Genomic DNA, 20716 nt, shown 5'->3' with positions numbered 1-20716 from the left:
GATTCCTTTAATTCAGCGCGTCGTTAAGCGCCGCGTTGAGCGCTGCGAGACCTTTCTTGAGCCCGCCCTTCAGATGGACGCGGAGCGCGCGACGGCCGCGCTCGGTGAGCACGTCGAAATCGCCGCGCGCCTGCGCCGCCTTGATGATGCCGAAGCTCGCCTTCTGGCCCGGCACCGGAAGGTCCTTGGCATCATCCGCGGTGATCTGGAGGAACACGCCGCTGTCGGGCCCGCCCTTGTAGGCCTGCCCCGTGGAATGCAGGAAGCGCGGTCCGAACTCGGCGCAGGTCGCGACCTGGCGCTTCTCGCGCACTTCGAGCCGCATGGTCTGGAGCGCGTCGATCGTCGCCTTGTCGCGGGCGATGTAGCCGAGCAGGGCGACGTAGTCGCCGTGGTGGGAGCGGGCGAGATGCGCCTTCAGCCACGAGGTGAGATCGCCATTGGCGCCGGCGGCGCGCAACGCCGCGGCGTTGGCCTCGTCGGTGTAGAGATCGGCCTCATCGGTGCTGACGACCGGCTGCTCGGCCGGCAACGCGCCGGTCTTCTCGACCGCCGCGGTGAGCTCGCGGGTCTTGATCTTGGCCGCTTCCACGTCCGGCTGGTCGAACGGATTGATGCCGAGGATGCTGCCCGCCACTGCGGTCGCCATCTCGAAGCGGAAGAATTCCTGGCCGAGATGGTCGATCGATTTCATGACGATGCGCACGACGGGATGGCCGGCCGCTTCGATCGCTGCAAGCTTCGAGTCGTGCGCGGCGTCCGCCTCGCCTTCGGTGCGGATGTCGATGAAGAAGCGGTCGTTGCCGTAGAGCGCGGGTTCGCCGAGCGGCTCGTCGGCGATCGGGATCAGGCCCTTGCCTTCCTTGCCGGTCGATTCCGCGATGAGCTGCTCGGCCCAGGCGCCGAAATCGGCGATCTTCTTCGACGACAGGATCGTGACCTTGTCGCGGCCTTCGAGGCCGGCGAGGCCCATGGCGAGCCCAAGCTGCACGCCCGGGTTTTCCTGCGGCGGCACGTCGGGTCCGCAGGAGCGGGCCATCGAGAGCGCGTGCTTGATCAGGGTCTTGACGTCGATGCCCGCGGTTGCGGCCGGCACGAGCCCGAACGGCGAGAGCACCGAATAGCGACCGCCGATCGTGGGCTCGCCGTGGAAGATGCGGGCGTAGTCGAGCTTCTTGGCCGCCTTGTCCAGCGACGAGCCGGGATCGGTCACCGCGATGAAGCGATGGCCGGTCTTCACCTTTGGACCGACGGCCTGCGCGACGCGCTCATGGAAATAATCCTTCATCGCGTTCGGCTCGGTGGTGCCGCCGGACTTGCTGGACACGATGAACACGGTGTTAGCGATGTCGATCCTGGCTTCCATCGCCCGCACCTGCGCCGGATCGGTGGAATCCAGCACGTGCAGTTTCGGGAAGCCGGACTTTCTTGCAAACGTCTCCGCCAGCACCTCGGGCCCGAGGCTCGATCCGCCCATGCCGAGCACGACGGCGTCGGAGAATTTCTGTCCCTTCACGCGGTTGGCATAATCTTCATAGTCGGCGACGTCGGCCTTCGCCGCGCTGTCGAGCCAGCCGAGCCATTTGTCCTCGTCCGTACCGGTCCAGACCGACTTGTCGCGCTGCCAGAGCCTGCGGATCTTTGCGGACGCCCGCCATTCCTCGGTGCTCTTGGCCACCGCCCTGCCGAGCCCGTCGCCGAGCGAGAGCTGCTGCCGGTCGATCGCGGGTCCGAGCACGGTGGCGCGCTTGTGGGCGACCGCGCCATACAGCTTGTCGGCGGCGTCGGCGAATTGCTTGACGCCGTCCTTGACCAGTTCCTCGGTGATGGCGTCGAGCGAGACGCCGGAGCGCTCCAGCTCCTCCAGCACGCGGCGGGCGTCGTCGACATTCTCCTCGAGACTGTCGCGCGGCTTGCCGTGGTCGCGGAACGCGTCCAGCGTCGCCGGCGGCACGGTGTTGATGGTGTCGGGGCCGATCAGCTCCTCGACATAGAGGACGTCGCTGTAGTCCTTGTTCTTGGTGCCGGTCGAGGCCCACAGCATGCGCTGCGGCCTGGCGCCCCTGGCGGCGAGCTTGTCCCAGCGCGGGCCGGAGAACAGGCGCTTGTAGTCCTGATAGGCGACTTTGGCGTTGGCGATCGCGACCTTGCCCTTGAGCGCGGCGAGCCGCTCCTTTTCCGATGGGTCGTTGGCGCGGGCGATCTTCTCGTCGAGCTGCTTGTCGACCACCGAGTCGATGCGGCTGACGAAGAAGCTCGCCACGCTCGCGACATGCGAAGGATCGCCGCCGCCTGCGACGTACTTCTCCAGACCCGCGAGATAGGCCTCGGCGACCTCCAGATAGACCGCCTTCGCGAACAGCAGGGTGATGTTGATGCTGATGCCGTCGCCGATCAGCTGCTCGATCGCCGGCAGGCCCTCCGGCGTCGCCGGCACCTTCACCATCAGGTTCTTGCGGTTGACGTCCTTCCAGAGCCGCCGCGCCTCGGCGACCGTGCCCGCGGTATCCATCGCGAGGTAGGGCGAGACCTCCAGGCTGACGAAACCGTCCTGGCCCTTGAGTTTGTCATAGACCGGTCGCAGCACGTCGGCGGCGTTCTGGATGTCCTCGACCGCGACGGCCTCGAACAGGTCGGCGACGGTGCGGTCGCCGCGCTTCAGCGCCTTGCCGATCGGGGCGTCGTATTCGTCCGAGCTGCCGATCGCCTTCTCGAAGATCGAGGGATTGGAGGTGACGCCCTTGACGCCGTCGGTCTCGATCAACCGCTTCAAATCGCCCTTGGCGATGAAGCCGCGGGCGAGGAAGTCCAGCCAGACGGCTTGTCCGTGCTTTTCCAGTTCTTTGACGGGATTCATGATGTTTATTTATCTCCAAGCCTGCGGGCGAGGGGTTTCCGCGCCGGTCCTGACGCGCTATCCTCTAGCTTACATGCTCCCGGGAGGGAACCAATCAAGGGTATTGGCGTCATACTCTCAGTGTAACTCCGTCGCGATCATGACGATCCAGGCGGCACTGGTGGATTTGCGTAAAAGTCATTGGCCGGGATGGTTCGGCCGAGGTCTCGTTGCGTAACGTCTGCCTGTCGCGGCACGCACTGCCGTCCGCGGATTCCGATCCGCCTGATGGGTCGTCGGCTCGGTCGCGAATCGCGATGCTGGGGGAAAGCATGCACATACGTCCTGAGGGCCTGGCACTCGCCGCCGCCGACGGTGCGCAACCGGTGATGTGTATCGACGCATCCCACGACCTCGAAATCGGTCAATGCGTTACGCGCCTGCGACTGCTGGTCGCGGCGGGGTTTGCGATGACGCTGCTCAGTGCAAGCCTTGCCTTCGATTGGTGGGACGGCATCGGCGACTATGACACGATGCTCGGCTATGCCGGCGTCGTGGTGTTCGCCCTGGTCACCTGCCGGCTGATCTGGATGCTGCCGTCCGAACGGGGCGCGGTGGTGATCGTCACCCCCTACGGCATCCGCGATCGCCGCATCGGCAATGAATTTCTGCTGTGGGAGTCGATTGCGGAGGTTTTGGCTGAAGACTGCCGCGGGCACAAGGTGATCGTGCTGACGCCGACGCCGGCCTTGCAGCGTCAGCTCTCCTGCATCCGCGCTGCGTCTGCCGACCGCGTCGTCATCCGATCCGAGGGGTTGACGACGGATTTCGACACATTGCTGCGTGCCTGCCGCGACTGTCATGCTGCCAGCGATTCACGCATCGCATTGCGGCGAGAGCGCGATCACGGCCCGCAAAGCTTGGCCCCACGAAGGTCATAAAGCTGCCGCCGGCCGGCGGCTATGCTGCGGTGCCGGATGGGCCTACCCCCGGTAATGCCCGGATGTTGCGGTGAGGCGACATTTGCTGGAAATTAGCAAATACAGGTATAGATTCGCTCAAATAACAGGCAGGTGCCTGTTCGTAACTCACCCTGTGCCTACGTTGTGCGTTGCGCCGAGAAGGCGCCCGGGTGTCGAATGATCGTCATGTGCTCACGCTGATTCGAGAGTGGCGCTAAGGAACGGTCCGATCGCTGCTTTCGTTCAGTTGTGTAGCGGAACTCACGCGGAGAGGGATCATGTACAACGATTCTCTATTCAACGCTTTCGCTCGGTCGTTCGAGGCGAGAAGCCAGCACGACATGTCGATGGCGGAATATCTGGAATCGTGTCGAAGCGATCCCATGAAATACGCAAATGCGGCCGAACGACTACTAGCGGCGATCGGCGAACCCCRGACGATTGATACGGCCAAGGATTCCCGCCTTGGCCGTATTTTTTTGAATCGCACGATCCGCACCTATCCGGCCTTCGCCGGCTTCTACGGCATGGAAGAAACCATCGAGCGCATCGTCGGCTTCTTCCGTCACGCCGCGCAAGGCCTCGAAGAGCGCAAGCAGATCCTGTATCTGCTCGGCCCCGTCGGCGGCGGCAAATCCTCGCTCGCCGAGCGGCTCAAGTCGCTGATGGAAGTGCAGCCGATCTACGTGCTGAAGGCCGGCGACGAACTCTCGCCCGTGTTCGAAAGCCCGCTCAGCCTGTTTGATCCCGATCATCTCGGACCGATGCTGGAAGAGAAGTACGGCATTCCGCGCCGGCGCCTCACCGGCCTGATGAGCCCGTGGTGCTACAAGCGCCTCGAGGCCTTCGGCGGCGACATCTCGCAATTCCGTGTCGCCAAGATTCAGCCGTCGCGGCTGCGCCAGATCGCGGTCTCCAAGACCGAGCCTGGTGACGAGAACAACCAGGACATCTCCTCGCTGGTCGGCAAGGTCGACATCCGCAAGCTCGAGACCTATGCGCAGAACGATCCCGACGCCTACAGCTATTCCGGCGGCCTCAATCGCGCCAACCAGGGCATCCTCGAATTCGTCGAGATGTTCAAGGCGCCGATCAAGATGCTGCACCCGCTGCTGACCGCGACGCAGGAAGGCAACTACATCGGCACCGAGAACATCGGCGCGATCCCGTTCACCGGCGTCATCCTCGCGCACTCCAACGAAGCCGAGTGGTCGAGCTTCAAGGCCAACAAGAACAACGAGGCCTTCATCGACCGCATCTGCGTGATCAAGGTGCCGTACTGCCTGCGGATCACCGAAGAGCAGAAGATCTACGAGAAGCTGATCCAGGGCTCCGAGCTCGCGGCCGCGCCCTGTGCGCCCTCGACGCTGGAGACGCTGGCGCGGTTCTCGGTGATGTCGCGGCTGCGCAAGCACGAGAATTCCACGGTGTTCGCCAAGATGCGGGTTTACGACGGCGAGAGCCTGAAGGAATCCGATCCGAAGGCGCGCAGCGTCCAGGAATATCGCGATGCCGCCGGCGTCGACGAGGGCATGGACGGCGTCTCCACCCGCTTTGCCTTCAAGATCCTGGCTGCGACCTTCAACCACGATCCGCAGGAAGTCGCCGCCGACGCCGTGCATCTGATGTACGCGCTCGAGCAGTCGATCAAGCGCGAGCAGTTGCCCGAGGAAGTCGAGAAGCGCTACCTCGAATTCATCAAGGCCGACCTGGCGCCGCGCTACGCCGAGTTCGTCGGAAACGAGATCCAGAAGGCTTATCTCGAATCCTACTCGGATTATGGCCAGAACCTGTTCGACCGCTACGTCGATTATGCCGATGCATGGATCGAGGACCAGGATTTCAAGGATTCCGACACCGGACAGCTGCTGGATCGCGAACTGTTGAACCAGGAGCTGACCAAGATCGAGAAGCCGGCCGGTATCGCCAACCCCAAGGACTTCCGCAACGAGGTGGTCAAATTCTCGTTACGGTCGCGGGCGCAGAACGGCGGCAAGAATCCGACCTGGATTTCCTACGAGAAGATTCGCGATGTGATCGAAAAGCGGATATTCTCCCAGGTCGAGGACCTGCTTCCGGTGATCTCGTTCGGGTCCAAAAAGGACGGTGAGACGGAGAAGAAACACGGCGAGTTCGTCGCACGCATGGTGGAGCGCGGCTACACCGAGCGTCAGGTTCGCCGGCTCGTCGAGTGGTACATGCGCGTAAAGCAGGCCGGTTGAGACGGATGAGAAAGTGGCCATTCACATTATTGACAGGCGCCTGAATCCAGGCGGCAAGAGTCTTGAGAACCGCCAGCGGTTCTTGCGTCGGGCCAAATCCCTGGTGCAGGGCGCCGTCAAGAAGACCTCGCAGGAACGCGACATCAAGGACGTCCTGGAGGGTGGTGAGGTCACGATCCCGCTCGACGGCATGCACGAGCCGCGCTTCCGCCGCGAAGGTGGCACCCGCGACATGGTGCTGCCCGGCAACAAGAAGTTCATCGAGGGCGATTATCTCCCTCGATCCGGCCAGGGCAGCGCCAAGGATTCCGGTCCGGGCGAAGGCGACAGCGAGGATGCCTTCCGCTTCGTCCTGAGCCGCGACGAATTCGTCGATCTGTTCCTCGACGATCTCGAGCTTCCCGATCTCGCCAAGCGCAAGATCGCGCAGAGCGAGAGCGAGGGCATCCAGCGCGCCGGCTATACCACCTCGGGCTCGCCCGCCAACATCTCGGTCAGCCGGACGGTGCGGCTCGCGCTGGCGCGCCGCATCGCGCTCAAGCGTCCCCGCAAGGAGGAGATCGAGGAGCTGGAAGCCGCGATCGCCGCGTGCACCGACGAGGACGAGCGCATTGTGCTCCTCGCTCAGCTCGAAAAGCTGAAGGCGAAATCGAAGCGGATTCCCTTCATCGATCCGATCGACATCCGCTATCGCCGCTTCGAGACGGTGCCCAAGCCCGTCGCGCAGGCCGTGATGTTCTGCCTGATGGACGTCTCCGGCTCGATGTCCGAGCACATGAAGGACCTCGCCAAGCGCTTCTACATGCTGCTCTACGTGTTCCTCAAGCGCCGCTACAAGCATGTCGAGATCGTCTTCATCCGCCACACCGACCGCGCCGAGGAGGTGGACGAGCAGACGTTCTTCTATGGTCCGGCCTCCGGCGGCACCCTGGTCTCCAGCGCGCTCCAGGCCATGCACGAGATCGTGCGCGAGCGCTTCAACCCGTCGGACTGGAACATCTACGCCGCCCAGGCCTCCGACGGCGACAACTCCTATTCCGACGGCGAGCTCACTGGGCTCCTGCTGACCGACAAGATCCTTCCGGTCTGCCAGTTCTTCGCCTATCTCGAGGTCGGCGAGTCCGGCGGCAGCGCCTTCGACCTCTCCGACTCCTCGCTCTGGACCCTCTACGAGCGCCTGCGTAACGGCGGTGCACCGCTCTCGATGCGCAAGGTCAGCGAGCGCAGCGAGATATTTCCGGTGTTCCACGACCTGTTCCAGCGCCGCGACACTCAGGAGAAGGCCGCTCCATGACGGAACGATTGTTCGAAGGCGCGGATTGGAATTTCCACACCTTGCAGCGCATCACCGATGCCTGCGAGGAGGTGGCGATGAACGATCTCGGGCTCGACGTCTATCCGAACCAGATCGAGGTCATCACCGCCGAGCAGATGCTGGATGCCTACTCCTCCGTCGGCATGCCCCTGTTCTACAAGCACTGGTCGTTCGGAAAGCACTTCGCCTACCACGAGGCCTCCTACCGCAAGGGCCTGATGGGGCTTGCCTACGAGATCGTGATCAACTCCTCGCCCTGCATCTCCTACCTGATGGAGGAGAACACGGCGACGATGCAGACGCTGGTGATCGCGCACGCTGCCTTCGGCCACAACCACTTCTTCAAGAACAACTATCTGTTCAAGCAGTGGACCGACGCGGACGGCATCCTGGACTATCTCGATTTCGCCAAGAACTACGTCGCAAGTTGCGAGGAGCGCTATGGCCGCGTCGAGGTCGAGCGCACGCTGGACGCCGCGCATGCGCTGATGTCGCACGGCATCGACCGCTACCCCGGCAAGAAGAAGCTCGACCTTCGCGCCGAGGAAAAGCGGGCAGGGCGCCGCCGCCAGCATGAGGAGGAGGTCTTCAACGACCTCTGGCGCACCGTGCCCAAGGGCGCCTCGAAGACCCGGGCCGCGCTCAGCATGGAACGGCGCCGCAAGCTGCTCGGCCTGCCGCAGGAGAACCTGCTCTACTTCCTGGAGAAGAGCGCGCCGCGGCTCGCGCCCTGGCAGCGCGAGCTTTTGCGCATCGTCCGCCACATCGCGCAATATTTCTATCCGCAGAGCCAGACCAAGGTGATGAACGAGGGGACGGCGACCTACGTCCACTATCGCATCATGACCAAGCTGCACCAGGAGGGCCGGCTCACCGACGGCAACTTCCTCGAATTCCTGCAATCCCACACCAATGTGGTGTTCCAGCCCGAATTCGACGATCGGCGCTTCTCCGGCTTCAATCCCTATGCGCTCGGCTTCGCCATGATGCAGGACATCGAGCGCATCGTGGCCCGGCCGGAAGACGAGGACCGCGAATGGTTCCCCGACATTGCCGGCAAGAACGACGTGATGGGCGTGCTGCGCGACGTCTGGGCCAATTACCGCGACGAGAGCTTCATCGGCCAGTTCCTGAGCCCCAAGCTGATGCGGCAGTTCCGCATGTTCCATTTGCACGACGATCCCGAGGAGCGCGCCGGCATCCGGGTCGACGCCATCCACGACGAGCGTGGCTTCCGCCGGGTGCGGCGCGAACTGGCGCGGCAGCATGACGTCGGCTACATCGACGCCAATATCGAAGTGGTCGATGTCGATCTGTCCGGCGACCGCCGGTTGATCGTGCACCATCGCGTCATCAAGGGCGCCCAGCTCAACGAGACCGATGCCAAGCGGGTGCTCCAGCATCTCGCCGACCTCTGGACCTATGACGTCGCGCTGATCGAGGTCGACGCCAACGACAAGGTCCTGCGCGAATATGTCGTGAGCCCGCGGCCGATCCCGGCGGCGGCTTGAGGCTGGCGGCAACTCCTACAGCGCCATGAAACTAGCCCTGCAACGACCGCGAGGGAGGTGCGCTCCCTCCCCCGCTTGCGGGGGGAGGGTTGGGGAGAGGGTGTCTCCACATTGGGACTCCCCCAGAGGAGAGAGCCCTCACCCGGCGCCATAGCCGATGCGAAGCATCGGCGTTTTTGAAGAACGGCGGCCAAGGGCCGCCTATGCCGACCTCTCCCGCAAGCGGGAGAGGTTTCAGAACTCGCGGCTGCTAAAGCGATCAACGGGAACCCGCGGTGCTCTGCGCCGGCCGTTTCTTGGCCGGCTTCTTCTTGGCGGCATTCAAGGCCACGGCCGCGCGGATCAGCGCCTTCAGCGCCTTCTCGTTGATTTTTTCGCCTTCGCGAATATCGATGGCGCGCCTCACGTTTCCGTCGAGGCTGGAATTGAACAGGCCCGCGGGGTCCTCCAGCGCCGCCCCCTTGGCAAAGGTCAGCTTCACGACGGCCTTGTAGGTCTCGCCAGTGCAGATGATGCCGTCGTGCTCCCACACGGGAACGCCGCGCCACTTCCATTCCTCGACCACATCGGGGTCAGCGTCCCTGATCAGGGCGCGAATCCGTCCCAGCATCTCGCCCCGCCAGTCGCCGAGCTCCTTGATCCTGCCGTCGATCGATTTGGACGCCGACGCTCCGTCCGCGTCCTTTGCGCTGGCCTTCTTCACCGCGACGGCCTTCTTCATGACCTCGCCTCGCGCTGCATGCCGCTGCGCCGGTCAAGATAGGGCAGTGCAAACAAATACAGCCCGGTCGCAAGCAGCGGAATCAGCGGGACGAGCGCCAGGAAGCCGATCCACACGGCCTGCAGCTGCAGCGTCATCGCGACGATGTTGGCGATGACGGCGAGCGTGAAGGCGATGGACAGCCAGCGATGGATCTGTCGAATCCACATGTTCGAACTCAATGGGACCTCCTCTGAGAGTTGATTGGAATGGACGCAGGCGGCCGAGCTACTCCGCCCGCGCCAGCAGCTCGTCCAGCTTTGCAAGGAACTGCTTCCAGCCGGCGTGCGCGCCGCCATAGGCCTGCTTCTGGCTGGGACGGAAGCCCGCTTGCTCCACGCGCAAACGGGTGCCTGCGCCCGCCGGCGTCAGCGTGAAGGTCACCACGCTCTTCAGATCGTAGGCGGCGTCCTCATGCGTGAAATTCCAGGTGTAGGCGAGCATTCGCTGCGGCTCGATGGCGAGGACCTCGCAGTCCAGCACGCCGCCCCATTCGCCGCGAAGATTGAAGCGGTGACCGACGCTTGGCTTGAAGTCGTTCTTCATCAGCCATTCCTCGATCAGGTGAGGCTGCGTCAGCGCGCGCCAGAGCCGCTCCGGCGGAAAGGAGAACTCGCGCTCGATGACCACGGAACGCGTCTCGGTCGCAGCTTCGGTCATTGGTCCATCCTCTTCAGGAGATCGTCGAGGGCATCGAGCCGGTTCTGCCAGAACCCGGCCATCTGGCTGGTCCAGTTGACCAGTGGATTGAGCGCGCCGGGCTGCGCGCTGTAATGGGTCTGCCGTCCTTCATGGCGGTCGCGCACCAGGCCAGCCTGTTTCAGCGCGCCGAGATGTTTCGAGACCGCTGGCTGGGAAACGCCTGATCGCGCCGTCAGTGCCCCGACCGTCTGCTCGCCCTCGCGGCACAGCCGCTCGAAGATCGCCCGCCGGGTCGGATCGGCGAGCGTCCTGAACAGGAGATCGTGGGCGGCGGACATAGAAATCCATAACCAATCAGTTATGGATAACTCATAACCGTAGAGTTATGGGTGTGTCAAGAGCGGTGCGGATCGGTTGGGAGGTGGGCTCCGCGGGCTCCCCTGACCTCTGCCGCTTGCGGGAGAGGTCGCATAGGCGGCCCTTGGCCGCCGTTCTTCAAAAACGCCGATGCTTCGCATCGGCTATGGCGTCGGGTGAGGGCTTTCTCCTCTTGGGGGTTCTTCATTGCGGAGACACCCTCTCCCCAGCCCTCCCCCGCAAGCGGGGGAGGGGGCGCACCCCTTTCGGGGCAACCGAAGTGCCTCAAGGCCGCAGATAGAGATAGCCCTGAGCCTGGAGCTCGGCCAAGCGCACCACGCCGCCTTTTTCCGCGCTGACGAAGCCGGGCAACAGGTCGGTGAGCGCGACGTTCTGCACCTTCATCGTGTTGCCGCAGGCGGCGAGTTCGACGCCGTCCCTGGAGAAGTCGCCCACGCGCTTGCTGACATCGGGATTGGCCTGTGCCGCGTGGAACGCCTTCAGCGCCGGACCGTGGATCACCAGCGCGATCGTCACATAGTCAGGCCCACCGACGCCGTCGATGTGGTTCTGGATGTTGCCGAGCACGAAATTGACCTTCTCGGCATCGCTGAGATGGTAGACGACCTTGAGCTTGTTGCCTGCGCTCGCTTCCGTCGCCGCCTTTGCGCCAGAGGCGCCAAGCGCTGCGCCCAAGGCTGAAACTGCGCTCCACAAGATGTTCCGGCGGTTCATGGCGATCTCCCTCGGCGGCGCCCGACTTTGCCGGACACATATCACTTGTGGCGCAGCGCGGCGAGTTCCTTGCGGTCCGTCACCAGCGAGGTGCATTCGCTGGTGTCGGTGCGGTCGAGGCGAAAAATCCCGTCGTCGGCGCCGGCGACCAGCGATTGCTCGGCATCGTCATCCGGCTTGTTGTTCTGCCAGACCCTAACCCTCGCAAGCCGGACGATCGCCGACTTGTCGTCCTTGGACAGTGCAACGCCGATGCCGCCGCCCTCGCAGTCGACGCCACAGCCGAGACGGACGTCGTTGCCCTCTTTGGCGAATACCGCGTGGTTGCATGAGCCGCTGGAGTCGAAATCGCCCGAGCGGTGGCGATATCTGAAGCCGAGGCGGAAGGAGTTGTGGAGCTCCTTGTCCTCCTTGTCCAATTCCGCCGAGACCAGCAGCTTCATCGAGGCGACCTTCTGCTTCGGATGCCGCGCCAGGTGCGCGGCATCGTAGCGGCGGACGAAGCAGGCATAGGCCTTGCCGCCGGGTGGGCCCGCATACATCCGCGCGTTGAAGGTTTCGGCCTCGGCCTTGCTGGCCTCACGGATGTCGTCGGCCTCTTCGGCCCGGGCGGCACCGACGAAGGCGGCAAGGACAAGCGGAAGCAGGAGGGCAAGCTTCATGATCGCACCGGGCGCGTGAACTGTTGACGGCCGCATCGGAGGACGGTGAGAGCCGACTGGCGGTTAGTCGCAGGCCGAACGCCACGCGTTCAAGTGCCGGTGCCCCGCATTCCCGTGGGCAGCCTCGCGCAAGGTTCCAGCCCTAATCTTTTGGAAGAGGGGGCGTTCGTAAACCCAAAGTTGATGCAAAAGGCTGATGGGGGTCGAACATGTCCGTGGGTCAGAACCTGCCCAACATCACGATCGGCTATTCCCGGGGCCGGCTGCTGATGTTTTTCGGCGTCGGTCTGCTGCTGACGCTGCTCTGTGCTGCGCTCGCATTCATGTGGCAGCAAGGTAAAAACATCACCACGTTCCAGGTCGCCGCCTGCTATGTCGGCGCGGTGTTTTTCGGCCTTACCACCTGCAGGATGCTCTGGAGGTTGACTTCCGCCAGGTCGCCGGTCGTCTTCATCAGCCGCATCGGCATTCGCGACACCAGGCTCGCCGACGAGACCATTGCCTGGAGCTCCGTGCGGAAGATTCTGCTCCGGGAGCAGCGCGTGCAGAAGTTCGTGGTGCTCAAGCTCGATCCCCTTGTCGCCGAGCGATTCTCCGGGGGCTTCCTGAATCGTGCCTTGTCGCTGATGAACAACGCGCTTGGCGCTGACGGCGTGATCGTCAATGCGGGCGGACTGACCATGGACGTCGAAACATTGCTCGAGACCTGCAAGCAATATTGGGGTGCCGGACGACCGCCCTCTTCGGGCCACGCCGTGCCGGAGCCTGAACCGGAGCCCGAGGCCGTCAGCTGAGCGGCGAGGAAGCGCTGGCATCGGGTCAGATGCCGCGCATCGCTGCGGCGGACGAAGCAGGCATAGCCGACATTGCCGGGCGGTCGCGCGAGGCTTAGTCCGCCGTCGGTCCGAGAAGGTTCAATCCGTGCTGCGATTCTGGCTGGGAACTCGGCGCCGATGATTTCTACGACATTGTCGCGGATCATCAATGTGATAGTCTTCACAGACAGTCGAAATTCTGCGTCGTAACCTCGCCCGCCTTTGCAAGTTTGTGGAGTACCCCGCAATGGGCGAAATTCGCAACTTCAGATCGGGAAGCCACGATGACCCGCCGCCACATGGCGGGATGCCTCGTCGTCTCGCCGCGATCATTGTCGGGGACATCGCTTCCTACAGCCGCTTGATGCAGGCCGACGAGGAAGGCACGCATGTTCGCGTCAAGCGCATCGAGCGGGATCTCATCCAGCCCAGCATCGTCGAGCACCATGGAAGTCTGGTGAAGACGACGGGAGACGGCTTCATCGCGATCTTCGACAGTCCCGTCGAGGCCGTTCGCTGCAGCATCGTCATTCAGCAGAATCTCGTCGGCCGCAACGCTTCGCTTCCGAGGGACTCCCGGATCGAATACCGGATTGGCGTCAATCTTGGCGACGTCATCGTGGAGCCGGACGACGTCTATGGCGACGGCGTCAATATCGCCACGCGCATCGAGGGTATCGCCGAACCCGGTCAGGTCTATATCTCCGGCGCGATCTACGAGCAGATCAAGCACAAGGTGGTGTGCGGCTATGAGTCGCTCGGCGACCGCAAGGTCAAGAACATCACCGATCCGGTGCGCATCTATCGGGTGCTGCCGGACGCAGATGCGGTCGGGAGGACGCGAGGCCGGCGCGAGAATACCCTGATCTTCTTTCTGGGCGTCACGCTTCTCGTGATCGCTGCCGGTGTGYTGTGGTATCTGCTGGCGCTGCCGTCGGGCAGGGTGAACGAGCGGGCTGCCGCGCCGACTGTTGCTCCGGTCGCATCACCGAGCCCGCAACCTCCACCGCGAGAGGCAGCGACACAAACGCCGCAGCCGTCTCCTTCATTGGTGGCATCATCTCCATCGCCCGCTCCAGCGCCAAGTGCTCCGGCGGCAAGTGCCCCAGCGCCAAGTGCTTCAGCACCAAGTACTTCAGCGTCAAGTCAAGCGCCAAGCCCGGCGGCGCCGCCGGTCCGCGAACCCGAGATGATCGCCATTCGCGGCGGCAGCTTCGCGATGGGAAGCAACGATGATCCGACCGAACGTCCGGTCCACCAGGTCACGATCAAGCCGTTCTCGATCGGCAAATATCCGGTGACGGTGCAGGAGTGGAACGATTGCGCCGCTGCCAAGGCATGCGGCTTCACCGCCGTCGGCAAGGATAATGCGCCGATCACCAATGTGAGCTGGACCGACGCGAAGCAATATGCCGCCTGGCTCGCCCAGGCGACGAAGAAGCCCTACCGGCTTCCGAGCGAAGCTGAATGGGAGTATGCGGCGCGCGGGGGAACGCAGGGCAAGTATTGGTGGGGCGACAAGCTTCAGCCGGGCATGGCCGGATGCAAGGATTGCGGTGATGTCGCGGCCGAGCAGCCGGCGAAAGTCGGCAGCTTCAAGCCCAATCCATTCGGGCTCTACGACATGGGTGGCGGCGTCGATCAGTGGGTCGAAGATTGCTGGCACAAGACCTATCAGGGCGCGCCCAATGACGGCTCAGCATGGAGCGGTGGGGACTGCAACGCGCACGTCCTGCGCTCGGGTTCCTGGAAGAACGACTCGCGATACGTGCGGGCGTCCAACCGCGACGGTTACGATACCAATGTTCGTTACCCAACACATGGATTCCGTGTCGCGCTCAGTCCTTAACTGCTGGAGTGGATTCGATGCAAATCCTTCGCTGCGTTGCGCTGTCGGCGGTGCTCGCATTGCTCCCGGGCATAGCCTTCTCGCAGGGTAAGACAGCTCCAAAGGACGCAAAGGTATATTTTATCACCCCGTATGACGGGCAAAGGGTGCGCGCCGGATTCCTGGTCCGGTTCGGCTTGCGCAACATGGGCGTGACCCATGCCGGCGACGACTACCAGAATGCCGGCCATCATCATCTGCTGGTCGACGTCAACGACCCCATCGATCCGAAGGAGCCGATCCCGCAGGACAAGTCGCATCTGCATTTCGGCGCGGGGCAGACCGAAACATTTCTCGAGCTTCCACCCGGCACGCACACCCTGCAGCTGGTGCTGGGCGATGCGAAGCACTATCCGTTCGAGCCGCCCGTCGTGTCGGAGAAAATCACCGTACGCGTCAGGCAGCCGCCTCAGCGCGGCAGATGATCACCGCAAGCTGGCGTTGAACTTGTCCAGCGCCGCCGAGCCCGGGCAGAGCGTGTCGGCCTCCAGCGTATTGAGCGGCGTCTCGACCGTGTTGAGATGCTCGTGCAGATCGTCCGCATCGGGGTCGACATAAAGCAGGCCGGTGACGATCTGGCCCTTGGCCGCGTGCTTCTGGAGGAAGGTCATGGCGCCGAGACGGTCGTGCGGATCGTAGTCCGCGTCGATCTTGCGCAGCGCGATCTTGCTGCCGTCGTGCTGCTCGACCATTTGGACCGTGCCCGGCGCATAGTCGACGGCGATCGGATCGCGGCCGACCAGTACGTCGAGCCGGTTCACCGCGTCATTGTGCTCGCGGACATAGTCGAAACTCTTGGTCGAACCGGCGTGGTTGTTGAAGGCGATGCAGGGGCTGATGACGTCGATGAAGGATGCGCCTTTGTGGCCGATCGCGGCCGCGATCAGCGGCACGAGCTGGCTCTTGTCGCCGGAGAATGAGCGCGCGACGAAGGTCGCCCCTAACTGCAACGCGATCGCGACGAGATCGATGGCGTTGTCGGTGTTGGTGACGCCCTTCTTGGATTTGGAGCCGCGGTCGGCGGTCGCCGAGAACTGGCCCTTGGTCAGGCCGTAGACGCCGTTGTTCTCGACGATATAGGTCATGTTGACGCCGCGGCGGATCGAATGCGCGAACTGGCCGAAGCCGATCGAGGCGGAATCGCCGTCGCCGGACACGCCGAGATAGATCAGGTCGCGGTTGGCGAGATTGGCGCCGGTCAGCACCGACGGCATGCGGCCGTGCACGGAGTTGAAGCCGTGCGAATTGCCGAGGAAATAGTCCGGCGTCTTCGACGAGCAGCCGATGCCGGAGATCTTCGCCACCCGGTGCGGCTCGATCGAGAGCTCGTAGCAGGCTTCGATGATCGAGGCCGTGATCGAATCGTGGCCGCAGCCGGCGCACAGCGTCGAGATCTTGCCCTCGTAGTCGCGGTGGGTGTAGCCGAGCTCGTTCTTCTTCAGCCCGGGATGATGGAACTTTGGCTTGGCAATATAGGTCATGACACGGCCTTGCGGAGCGGGGTCACCTTGAGGTGATCCTGGTGGTCGCCAATGGCTTTTGCGATGAAGCGGGCGGTGATCGGCGAACCGTCGTAATGCACGATCGGGACGAGCCGCACCGGGTCGATGCCGTTCTCGTTGACGATGAGCTGGCGGAGCTGGCTGTCACGGTTCTGCTCGACCACGTAGACGAAGTCGTGCTCGGCGAGGAAGCTCGCCACGCTGGAGTGGAACGGGAAGGCGCGGATGCGCAGGCGGTCGAGCTGATGGCCGCGTAGCTCGAGCAATCCGATCGCCTCGTCCATCGCGGGCGAGGTCGAACCGAAATAGATCACGCCGTACTTGGTCGGCCGTTCCGCATTGGCCTGGAGCGGCCGCGGCACCAGATCCTGTGCGGTCTCGAACTTGCGCACCAGACGCTGCATGTTGTCGGCATAGACCGTGCCTTCCTCCGAATAGCGCGCATAGCGGTCGCGCGAGGTGCCACGCGTGAAGTAGGAGCCCTTGGTCGGGTGCGTGCCGGGATAGGTGCGGTACGGGATGCCGTCGCCGTCGACGTCGAGATAACGGCCGAAATCGCGGCCCTCCTCGAGCATCTCCGCGGTCATGACCTTGCCGCGGTCATATTGCCGCGAATCGTCCCACTTCAGCGGGCGGCAGAGGCGGTGGTTCATGCCGATGTCGAGGTCGAGCATCAGGAAGATCGTGGTCTGGAGCCGCTCGGCGAGGTCGAAGGCCGCGGCCGCGAACTCGAACGCCTCGGCGGGATCTTCCGGGAACAGCAGGACGTGCTTGGTGTCGCCATGCGAGGCGTAGGCGCAGGCGATGATGTCGCATTGCTGGGTGCGAGTCGGCATRCCCGTCGAGGGGCCGGCGCGCTGGATGTTCATGATCACGGCCGGAATCTCGGCAAAATATGACAGGCCGATGAACTCCGTCATCAGCGAGATGCCAGGGCCCGAGGTCGCGGTGAAGGCGCGGGCGCCGTTCCAGGACGCGCCGATGACGATGCCGATGGAAGCCAGCTCGTCCTCGCCCTGCACGATGGCGTATTTCGCCTTGCCGGTTTCGGGATCGTGCCGGTACTTCTTGCAGTGGGCGGTGAAGGCCTCGGCCACCGACGATGACGGCGTGATCGGATACCACGCGCACACGGTCGCGCCGCCATAGACGGCGCCGAGCGCAGCCGCGCTGTTGCCCTCGATGAAGATGCGGTCGCCGACCTTGTCGGATTTCTTGACCCGCAGCCCGATCGGGCATTTCAGGTTCTGCAGCGCCCAGTCGCGGCCGAGATGCAGCGCGTGGACGTTGGAGGAGAGCAGCTTCTCCTTGCCCTTGTACTGCTCGCCGATCAGCTGCTCGATCAGCTTCGGATCCATGTCGAGCAGCGCCGAGAGGCTGCCCAGATAGATGATGTTCTTGAACAGCTGGCGCTGGCGCGGATCGGTGTAGGTCGAGTTGGTGATCGCGGTCAGGGGAACGCCGATCACGGTGATGTCGTCGCGGAATTTGGTCGACGGCATCGGCTTGGTGGAATCGTAGAACAGATAGCCGCCAGGCTCGATGCCGGCGACGTCCTTGTCCCAGGTCTGCGGGTTCATCGCCACCATCATGTCGACGCCGCCGCGGGCGCCGAGATGGCCCTCTTCCGTCACCCGCACCTCGTACCAGGTCGGCAGGCCCTGGATGTTGGAGGGGAAGATGTTGCGCGGGGACACCGGCACGCCGTGACGCAGGATCGCGCGCGCGAACATTTCATTGGCGCTGGCCGAGCCCGATCCGTTGACGTTGGCGAAGCGGACGACGAAGTCGTTTACGCTGCTGATCGGCTTTTTGTCGGACATGCTGAACCTGCGTGAGTCATTTCGATCAAATACTTCTGCATGTCCCAGGCTCCGGTGGGACAGCGCTCGGCGCACAGCCCGCAATGCAGGCAGACATCCTCGTCCTTCACCATCACGCGCCCGGTCTTGAGATCAGAGGACACGTAGAGATCCTGGTCGGGATGCGGCGACGGCGCCTTCAGGCGCTGGCGCAGATCGGCTTCCTCGCCATTCTCCGTGAAAGTGATGCAGTCCATCGGGCAGATGTCGACGCAGGCATCGCACTCGATGCAGAGCGAAGTCGAGAACACCGTCTGCACGTCGCAGTTCAGGCAGCGATGGGCTTCGCCGAGCGCGAGCTTGACGTCGTAGCCGAGCTCGACCTCGGTGCGGATGTCCTTCAGCGCGATCACCTTGTCGCGATGCGGCACCTTGAAGCGCTTGTCGACGGAGATATCGTTGTCATAGCTCCATTCGTGGATGCCCATCTTCTGCGAGGAGACATGCACCTCCGGCAGCGGCCGCTCGGTGATGTCCTCGCCCGACAGCAGCTTGTGGATCGACAGCGCGGCGTCATGGCCCTGCGCCACCGCCCAGATGATGTTCTTCGGACCGAACGCGGCGTCGCCGCCGAAGAACACTTTTGGGTTGGTCGAGACGAAGGTCTTGGGGTCGACCTTCGGCATGTGCCATTTGTCGAACTCGATGCCGCAGTCCTGCTCGATCCAGGGGAAGGCGTTCTCCTGGCCGACCGCGACCAGCACGTCGTCGCAGGTGATCGTCTCGTCCGGCTCGCCTGACGGCACCAGGTTGCGACGGCCCTTGGCGTCGTATTCGGCCTTCACCTTCTGGAAGGTGACGCCGATGAGCTTGCCCGCGACATGCTTGAATGCCACGGGCACCATGTAGTTGAGGATCGGAATATCCTCGTGGATCGCGTCCTCCTTCTCCCAGGGCGAGGCCTTCATCTCCTCGAAGCCGGAGCGCACGACCACCTTGACGTTCTCGCCGCCGAGCCGGCGCGCGGTGCGGCAGCAATCCATCGCGGTGTTGCCGCCGCCGAGCACGATCACGCGCTTGCCGATCTTGTCGGTGTGGCCGAACGACACCGAGGACAGCCAGTCGATGCCGATATGGATGTTGGCGGCGGCCTCCTTCCGGCCGGGAATGTCGAGCTCGCGTCCGCGCGGCGCACCGGACCCGACGAAGATCGCGTCGTATTTTTCCGCAAGCAGCGCCTTCATGCTCTCGATGCGATGGCCGCCCTTGAACTCGACGCCGAGGTTGAGGATGTAGCCGGTCTCCTCGTCGATCACCGAATTGGGCAGACGGAATTTCGGGATCTGCGTGCGCATCATGCCGCCGGCTTCGGGATCGCCGTCGAACACCGTGCAGTGATAGCCGAGCGGCGCGAGATCGCGCGCCACCGTCAGCGACGCCGGGCCGCCGCCGACGAATGCAACGCGCTTGCCGTTCTTCGCTGCGGGGCGCGGCAGACGGTGGTTGATGTCGTCCTTGAAGTCGGCGGCGACGCGCTTGAGGCGGCAGATCGCGACCGGCGTTTCCTCGACGCGGCCGCGGCGGCATGCCGGCTCGCATGGACGATCGCAGGTGCGTCCCAGAATTCCGGGAAACACGTTCGATTTCCAATTGACCATGTAGGCGTCGCTGTAGCGGCCTTGTGCGATCAGTCGGATGTATTCGGGAACCGGGGTGTGTGCAGGACAGGCCCATTGGCAATCGACCACTTTGTGAAAGTAGTCGGGGGCCGCGATATCGGTCGGTTTCATTCCTACCCTGTCCGCGCAGGCTCAAAGACCCGGCGGCCTTTTCTTGAGCTTGGCGAACGCTTAATGCGCCTCGATCTGGTTTCTGAATGACGTCATTGGGTTAGCTTATTAGAACCGTTCCGAAGTACAACGGCAAATTTGGGTGATCACCGGCTTTCATGGGAGCTGCGCGCACACAGCATTAACGGCTGCGCGCAAGCATGCGGCGGTGCAATATGTTGCAATGCGTCGGATTGCTTCAGCTGCGCGCGATGTCGCTCTTCGCAAGATCCCACATCAGGCTGTAGGTGCCGACGGAGACGGGCAGCGGGAAGGGCGATGCAGCAGGGCCGGTGAAGCGCTCGGCGATGACAGCCGAGACCGCGCCGACATGCGTGCCGTCGATCAGCACGAACCAGTCGCGCGCGCCCTCGTTTCGCGCCGCCGGAATGCCGGCGGTTGCGCCCGACAACTCGGGCTCGCTCTCCAGCAGATGCATCGAGATGATGCCGTCGAGTTTTTCCGGCGCCAGCCTTTCTTGCAGTGCATCACGCCACGTCCCCGCATTGTCGGGCGTCGGGCGCAGCCGCACCACGCCGAGCGCGGCGCCGCGGCCTGTCCCGTTGCTGATGGTGATGCGCGCGACCACGCGGAGCATGTTCTTGAAGCGCGCCATGCTCTGCCGCGACCAGTCGGTCGGGCCCGCGAGCCGCGCCCGGTAGGCGGGACTGTCGAGCACGTCGAGTGTCGCGGTCGAATAGAGGCTGAGATATTTGGGGTTGGCGGCATGCGCGACATAGCGCCGCGCCTCCAGAAAGCCGTCGATCGCGACGCGCTCTTCCAGATGCTCGCGATCGTACCAGCGGTTGAAATCGGCTTCATCGGCTGCGTCGATATTCATCGACGTCAGCAGCATGCCTTTCCCGGCGAGCGGCATT

Annotated in this window: 18 protein-coding genes; 7 read left to right on the top strand and 11 right to left on the bottom strand. The window is 63.6% G+C overall.

Going from position 1 to position 20716, the window contains the following annotated elements; translation table 11 throughout:
* Positions 1 to 7 precede the first annotated feature (7 nt).
* On the bottom strand, positions 8 to 2857 hold the full coding sequence (locus ACXJMY_RS03650; RefSeq protein ID WP_456617960.1) for a bifunctional transaldolase/phosoglucose isomerase: 2850 nt from the start codon (positions 2855 to 2857) through the stop codon (positions 8 to 10).
* Positions 2858 to 3168: 311 nt separating this feature from the next.
* On the opposite strand from ACXJMY_RS03650, the gene ACXJMY_RS03645 reads away from it, so the two are divergent.
* The 4 genes from ACXJMY_RS03645 to ACXJMY_RS03630 all read left to right on the top strand — a co-directional run bounded on the left by ACXJMY_RS03645 (position 3169) and on the right by ACXJMY_RS03630 (position 8846).
* Positions 3169 to 3777 carry an STM3941 family protein gene (locus tag ACXJMY_RS03645; RefSeq protein WP_456617959.1) on the top strand — a complete coding sequence of 203 codons (609 nt, stop codon included), beginning with the start codon at positions 3169 to 3171 and terminating at the stop codon, positions 3775 to 3777.
* Between the two features lie 299 nt (positions 3778 to 4076).
* Positions 4077 to 6020, top strand: a complete 1944-nt coding sequence (locus ACXJMY_RS03640) for a PrkA family serine protein kinase (RefSeq protein WP_456617958.1) — start codon at positions 4077 to 4079, stop codon at positions 6018 to 6020.
* A 19-nt stretch (positions 6021 to 6039) separates the two neighbouring features.
* Positions 6040 to 7314 carry a YeaH/YhbH family protein gene (locus tag ACXJMY_RS03635; protein ID WP_456618096.1) on the top strand — a complete coding sequence of 425 codons (1275 nt, stop codon included), beginning with the start codon at positions 6040 to 6042 and terminating at the stop codon, positions 7312 to 7314.
* Positions 7311 to 8846 carry a SpoVR family protein gene (locus ACXJMY_RS03630; RefSeq protein ID WP_456617957.1) on the top strand — a complete coding sequence of 512 codons (1536 nt, stop codon included), beginning with the start codon at positions 7311 to 7313 and terminating at the stop codon, positions 8844 to 8846. The genes ACXJMY_RS03635 and ACXJMY_RS03630 overlap by 4 nt, the downstream gene beginning before the upstream one ends.
* 259 nt (positions 8847 to 9105) lie before the next feature.
* Here the strand turns inward: ACXJMY_RS03630 and ACXJMY_RS03625 are convergent, their stop codons facing one another.
* The 6 genes from ACXJMY_RS03625 to ACXJMY_RS03600 form a co-directional block, all read right to left on the bottom strand.
* Positions 9106 to 9567 (bottom strand): DUF1801 domain-containing protein, encoded by a 462-nt coding sequence (locus ACXJMY_RS03625; protein ID WP_456617956.1) that lies wholly within the window; start codon positions 9565 to 9567, stop codon positions 9106 to 9108.
* Positions 9564 to 9776, bottom strand: coding sequence for a hypothetical protein (locus ACXJMY_RS03620; protein WP_456617955.1), 213 nt, complete (start codon positions 9774 to 9776; stop codon positions 9564 to 9566). The genes ACXJMY_RS03625 and ACXJMY_RS03620 overlap by 4 nt, the downstream gene beginning before the upstream one ends.
* Positions 9777 to 9834: 58 nt before the next feature.
* The gene (locus ACXJMY_RS03615; RefSeq protein WP_456617954.1) at positions 9835 to 10266 is read right to left on the bottom strand and encodes an SRPBCC family protein; all 432 of its coding nucleotides are present in this window, start codon (positions 10264 to 10266) and stop codon (positions 9835 to 9837) included.
* Entirely contained in the window at positions 10263 to 10586 is a 324-nt protein-coding gene (locus ACXJMY_RS03610; RefSeq protein WP_456617953.1) for an ArsR/SmtB family transcription factor, read from the bottom strand. Before ACXJMY_RS03610 ends, ACXJMY_RS03615 begins: the two co-directional genes overlap by 4 nt.
* Before the next feature lie 304 nt (positions 10587 to 10890).
* On the bottom strand, positions 10891 to 11340 hold the full coding sequence (locus tag ACXJMY_RS03605) for a DsrE family protein (protein WP_456617952.1): 450 nt from the start codon (positions 11338 to 11340) through the stop codon (positions 10891 to 10893).
* Between the two features lie 41 nt (positions 11341 to 11381).
* Positions 11382 to 12002 (bottom strand): hypothetical protein, encoded by a 621-nt coding sequence (locus tag ACXJMY_RS03600; RefSeq protein WP_456617951.1) that lies wholly within the window; start codon positions 12000 to 12002, stop codon positions 11382 to 11384.
* Between the two features lie 209 nt (positions 12003 to 12211).
* Here ACXJMY_RS03600 and ACXJMY_RS03595 point away from each other — a divergent pair, with 209 nt between their 5' ends.
* From ACXJMY_RS03595 to ACXJMY_RS03585, 3 genes are all read left to right on the top strand, one after another.
* Positions 12212 to 12796 carry an STM3941 family protein gene (locus ACXJMY_RS03595; protein ID WP_456617950.1) on the top strand — a complete coding sequence of 195 codons (585 nt, stop codon included), beginning with the start codon at positions 12212 to 12214 and terminating at the stop codon, positions 12794 to 12796.
* Between the two features lie 268 nt (positions 12797 to 13064).
* Positions 13065 to 14666, top strand: a complete 1602-nt coding sequence (locus ACXJMY_RS03590) for an SUMF1/EgtB/PvdO family nonheme iron enzyme (RefSeq protein WP_456617949.1) — start codon at positions 13065 to 13067, stop codon at positions 14664 to 14666.
* A gap of 17 nt (positions 14667 to 14683) precedes the next feature.
* Complete coding sequence (locus tag ACXJMY_RS03585) at positions 14684 to 15130, top strand: DUF4399 domain-containing protein (protein WP_456617948.1); 447 nt, start codon at positions 14684 to 14686, stop codon at positions 15128 to 15130.
* On the opposite strand, the gene ACXJMY_RS03580 is transcribed toward ACXJMY_RS03585, so the two are convergent.
* The 4 genes from ACXJMY_RS03580 to ACXJMY_RS03565 form a co-directional block, all read right to left on the bottom strand.
* Positions 15131 to 16186: a 2-oxoacid:ferredoxin oxidoreductase subunit beta gene (locus tag ACXJMY_RS03580; protein WP_456617947.1), complete on the bottom strand. Its 1056-nt coding sequence runs from the start codon at positions 16184 to 16186 to the stop codon at positions 15131 to 15133.
* Positions 16183 to 18030: a 2-oxoacid:acceptor oxidoreductase subunit alpha gene (locus ACXJMY_RS03575; RefSeq protein WP_456617946.1), complete on the bottom strand. Its 1848-nt coding sequence runs from the start codon at positions 18028 to 18030 to the stop codon at positions 16183 to 16185. Before ACXJMY_RS03575 ends, ACXJMY_RS03580 begins: the two co-directional genes overlap by 4 nt.
* Positions 18000 to 19799: an FAD-dependent oxidoreductase gene (locus ACXJMY_RS03570; protein WP_456617945.1), complete on the bottom strand. Its 1800-nt coding sequence runs from the start codon at positions 19797 to 19799 to the stop codon at positions 18000 to 18002. The genes ACXJMY_RS03575 and ACXJMY_RS03570 overlap by 31 nt, the downstream gene beginning before the upstream one ends.
* Positions 19800 to 20037: 238 nt before the next feature.
* Positions 20038 to 20715 (bottom strand): hypothetical protein, encoded by a 678-nt coding sequence (locus ACXJMY_RS03565; protein ID WP_456617944.1) that lies wholly within the window; start codon positions 20713 to 20715, stop codon positions 20038 to 20040.
* Position 20716 lies beyond the last annotated feature (1 nt).

This window comes from Bradyrhizobium sp. P5_C12 (genome assembly GCF_054049735.1).
Note: the sequence above shows the minus strand (reverse complement) of the source record. Positions and strands in the feature narration are given on the sequence as shown.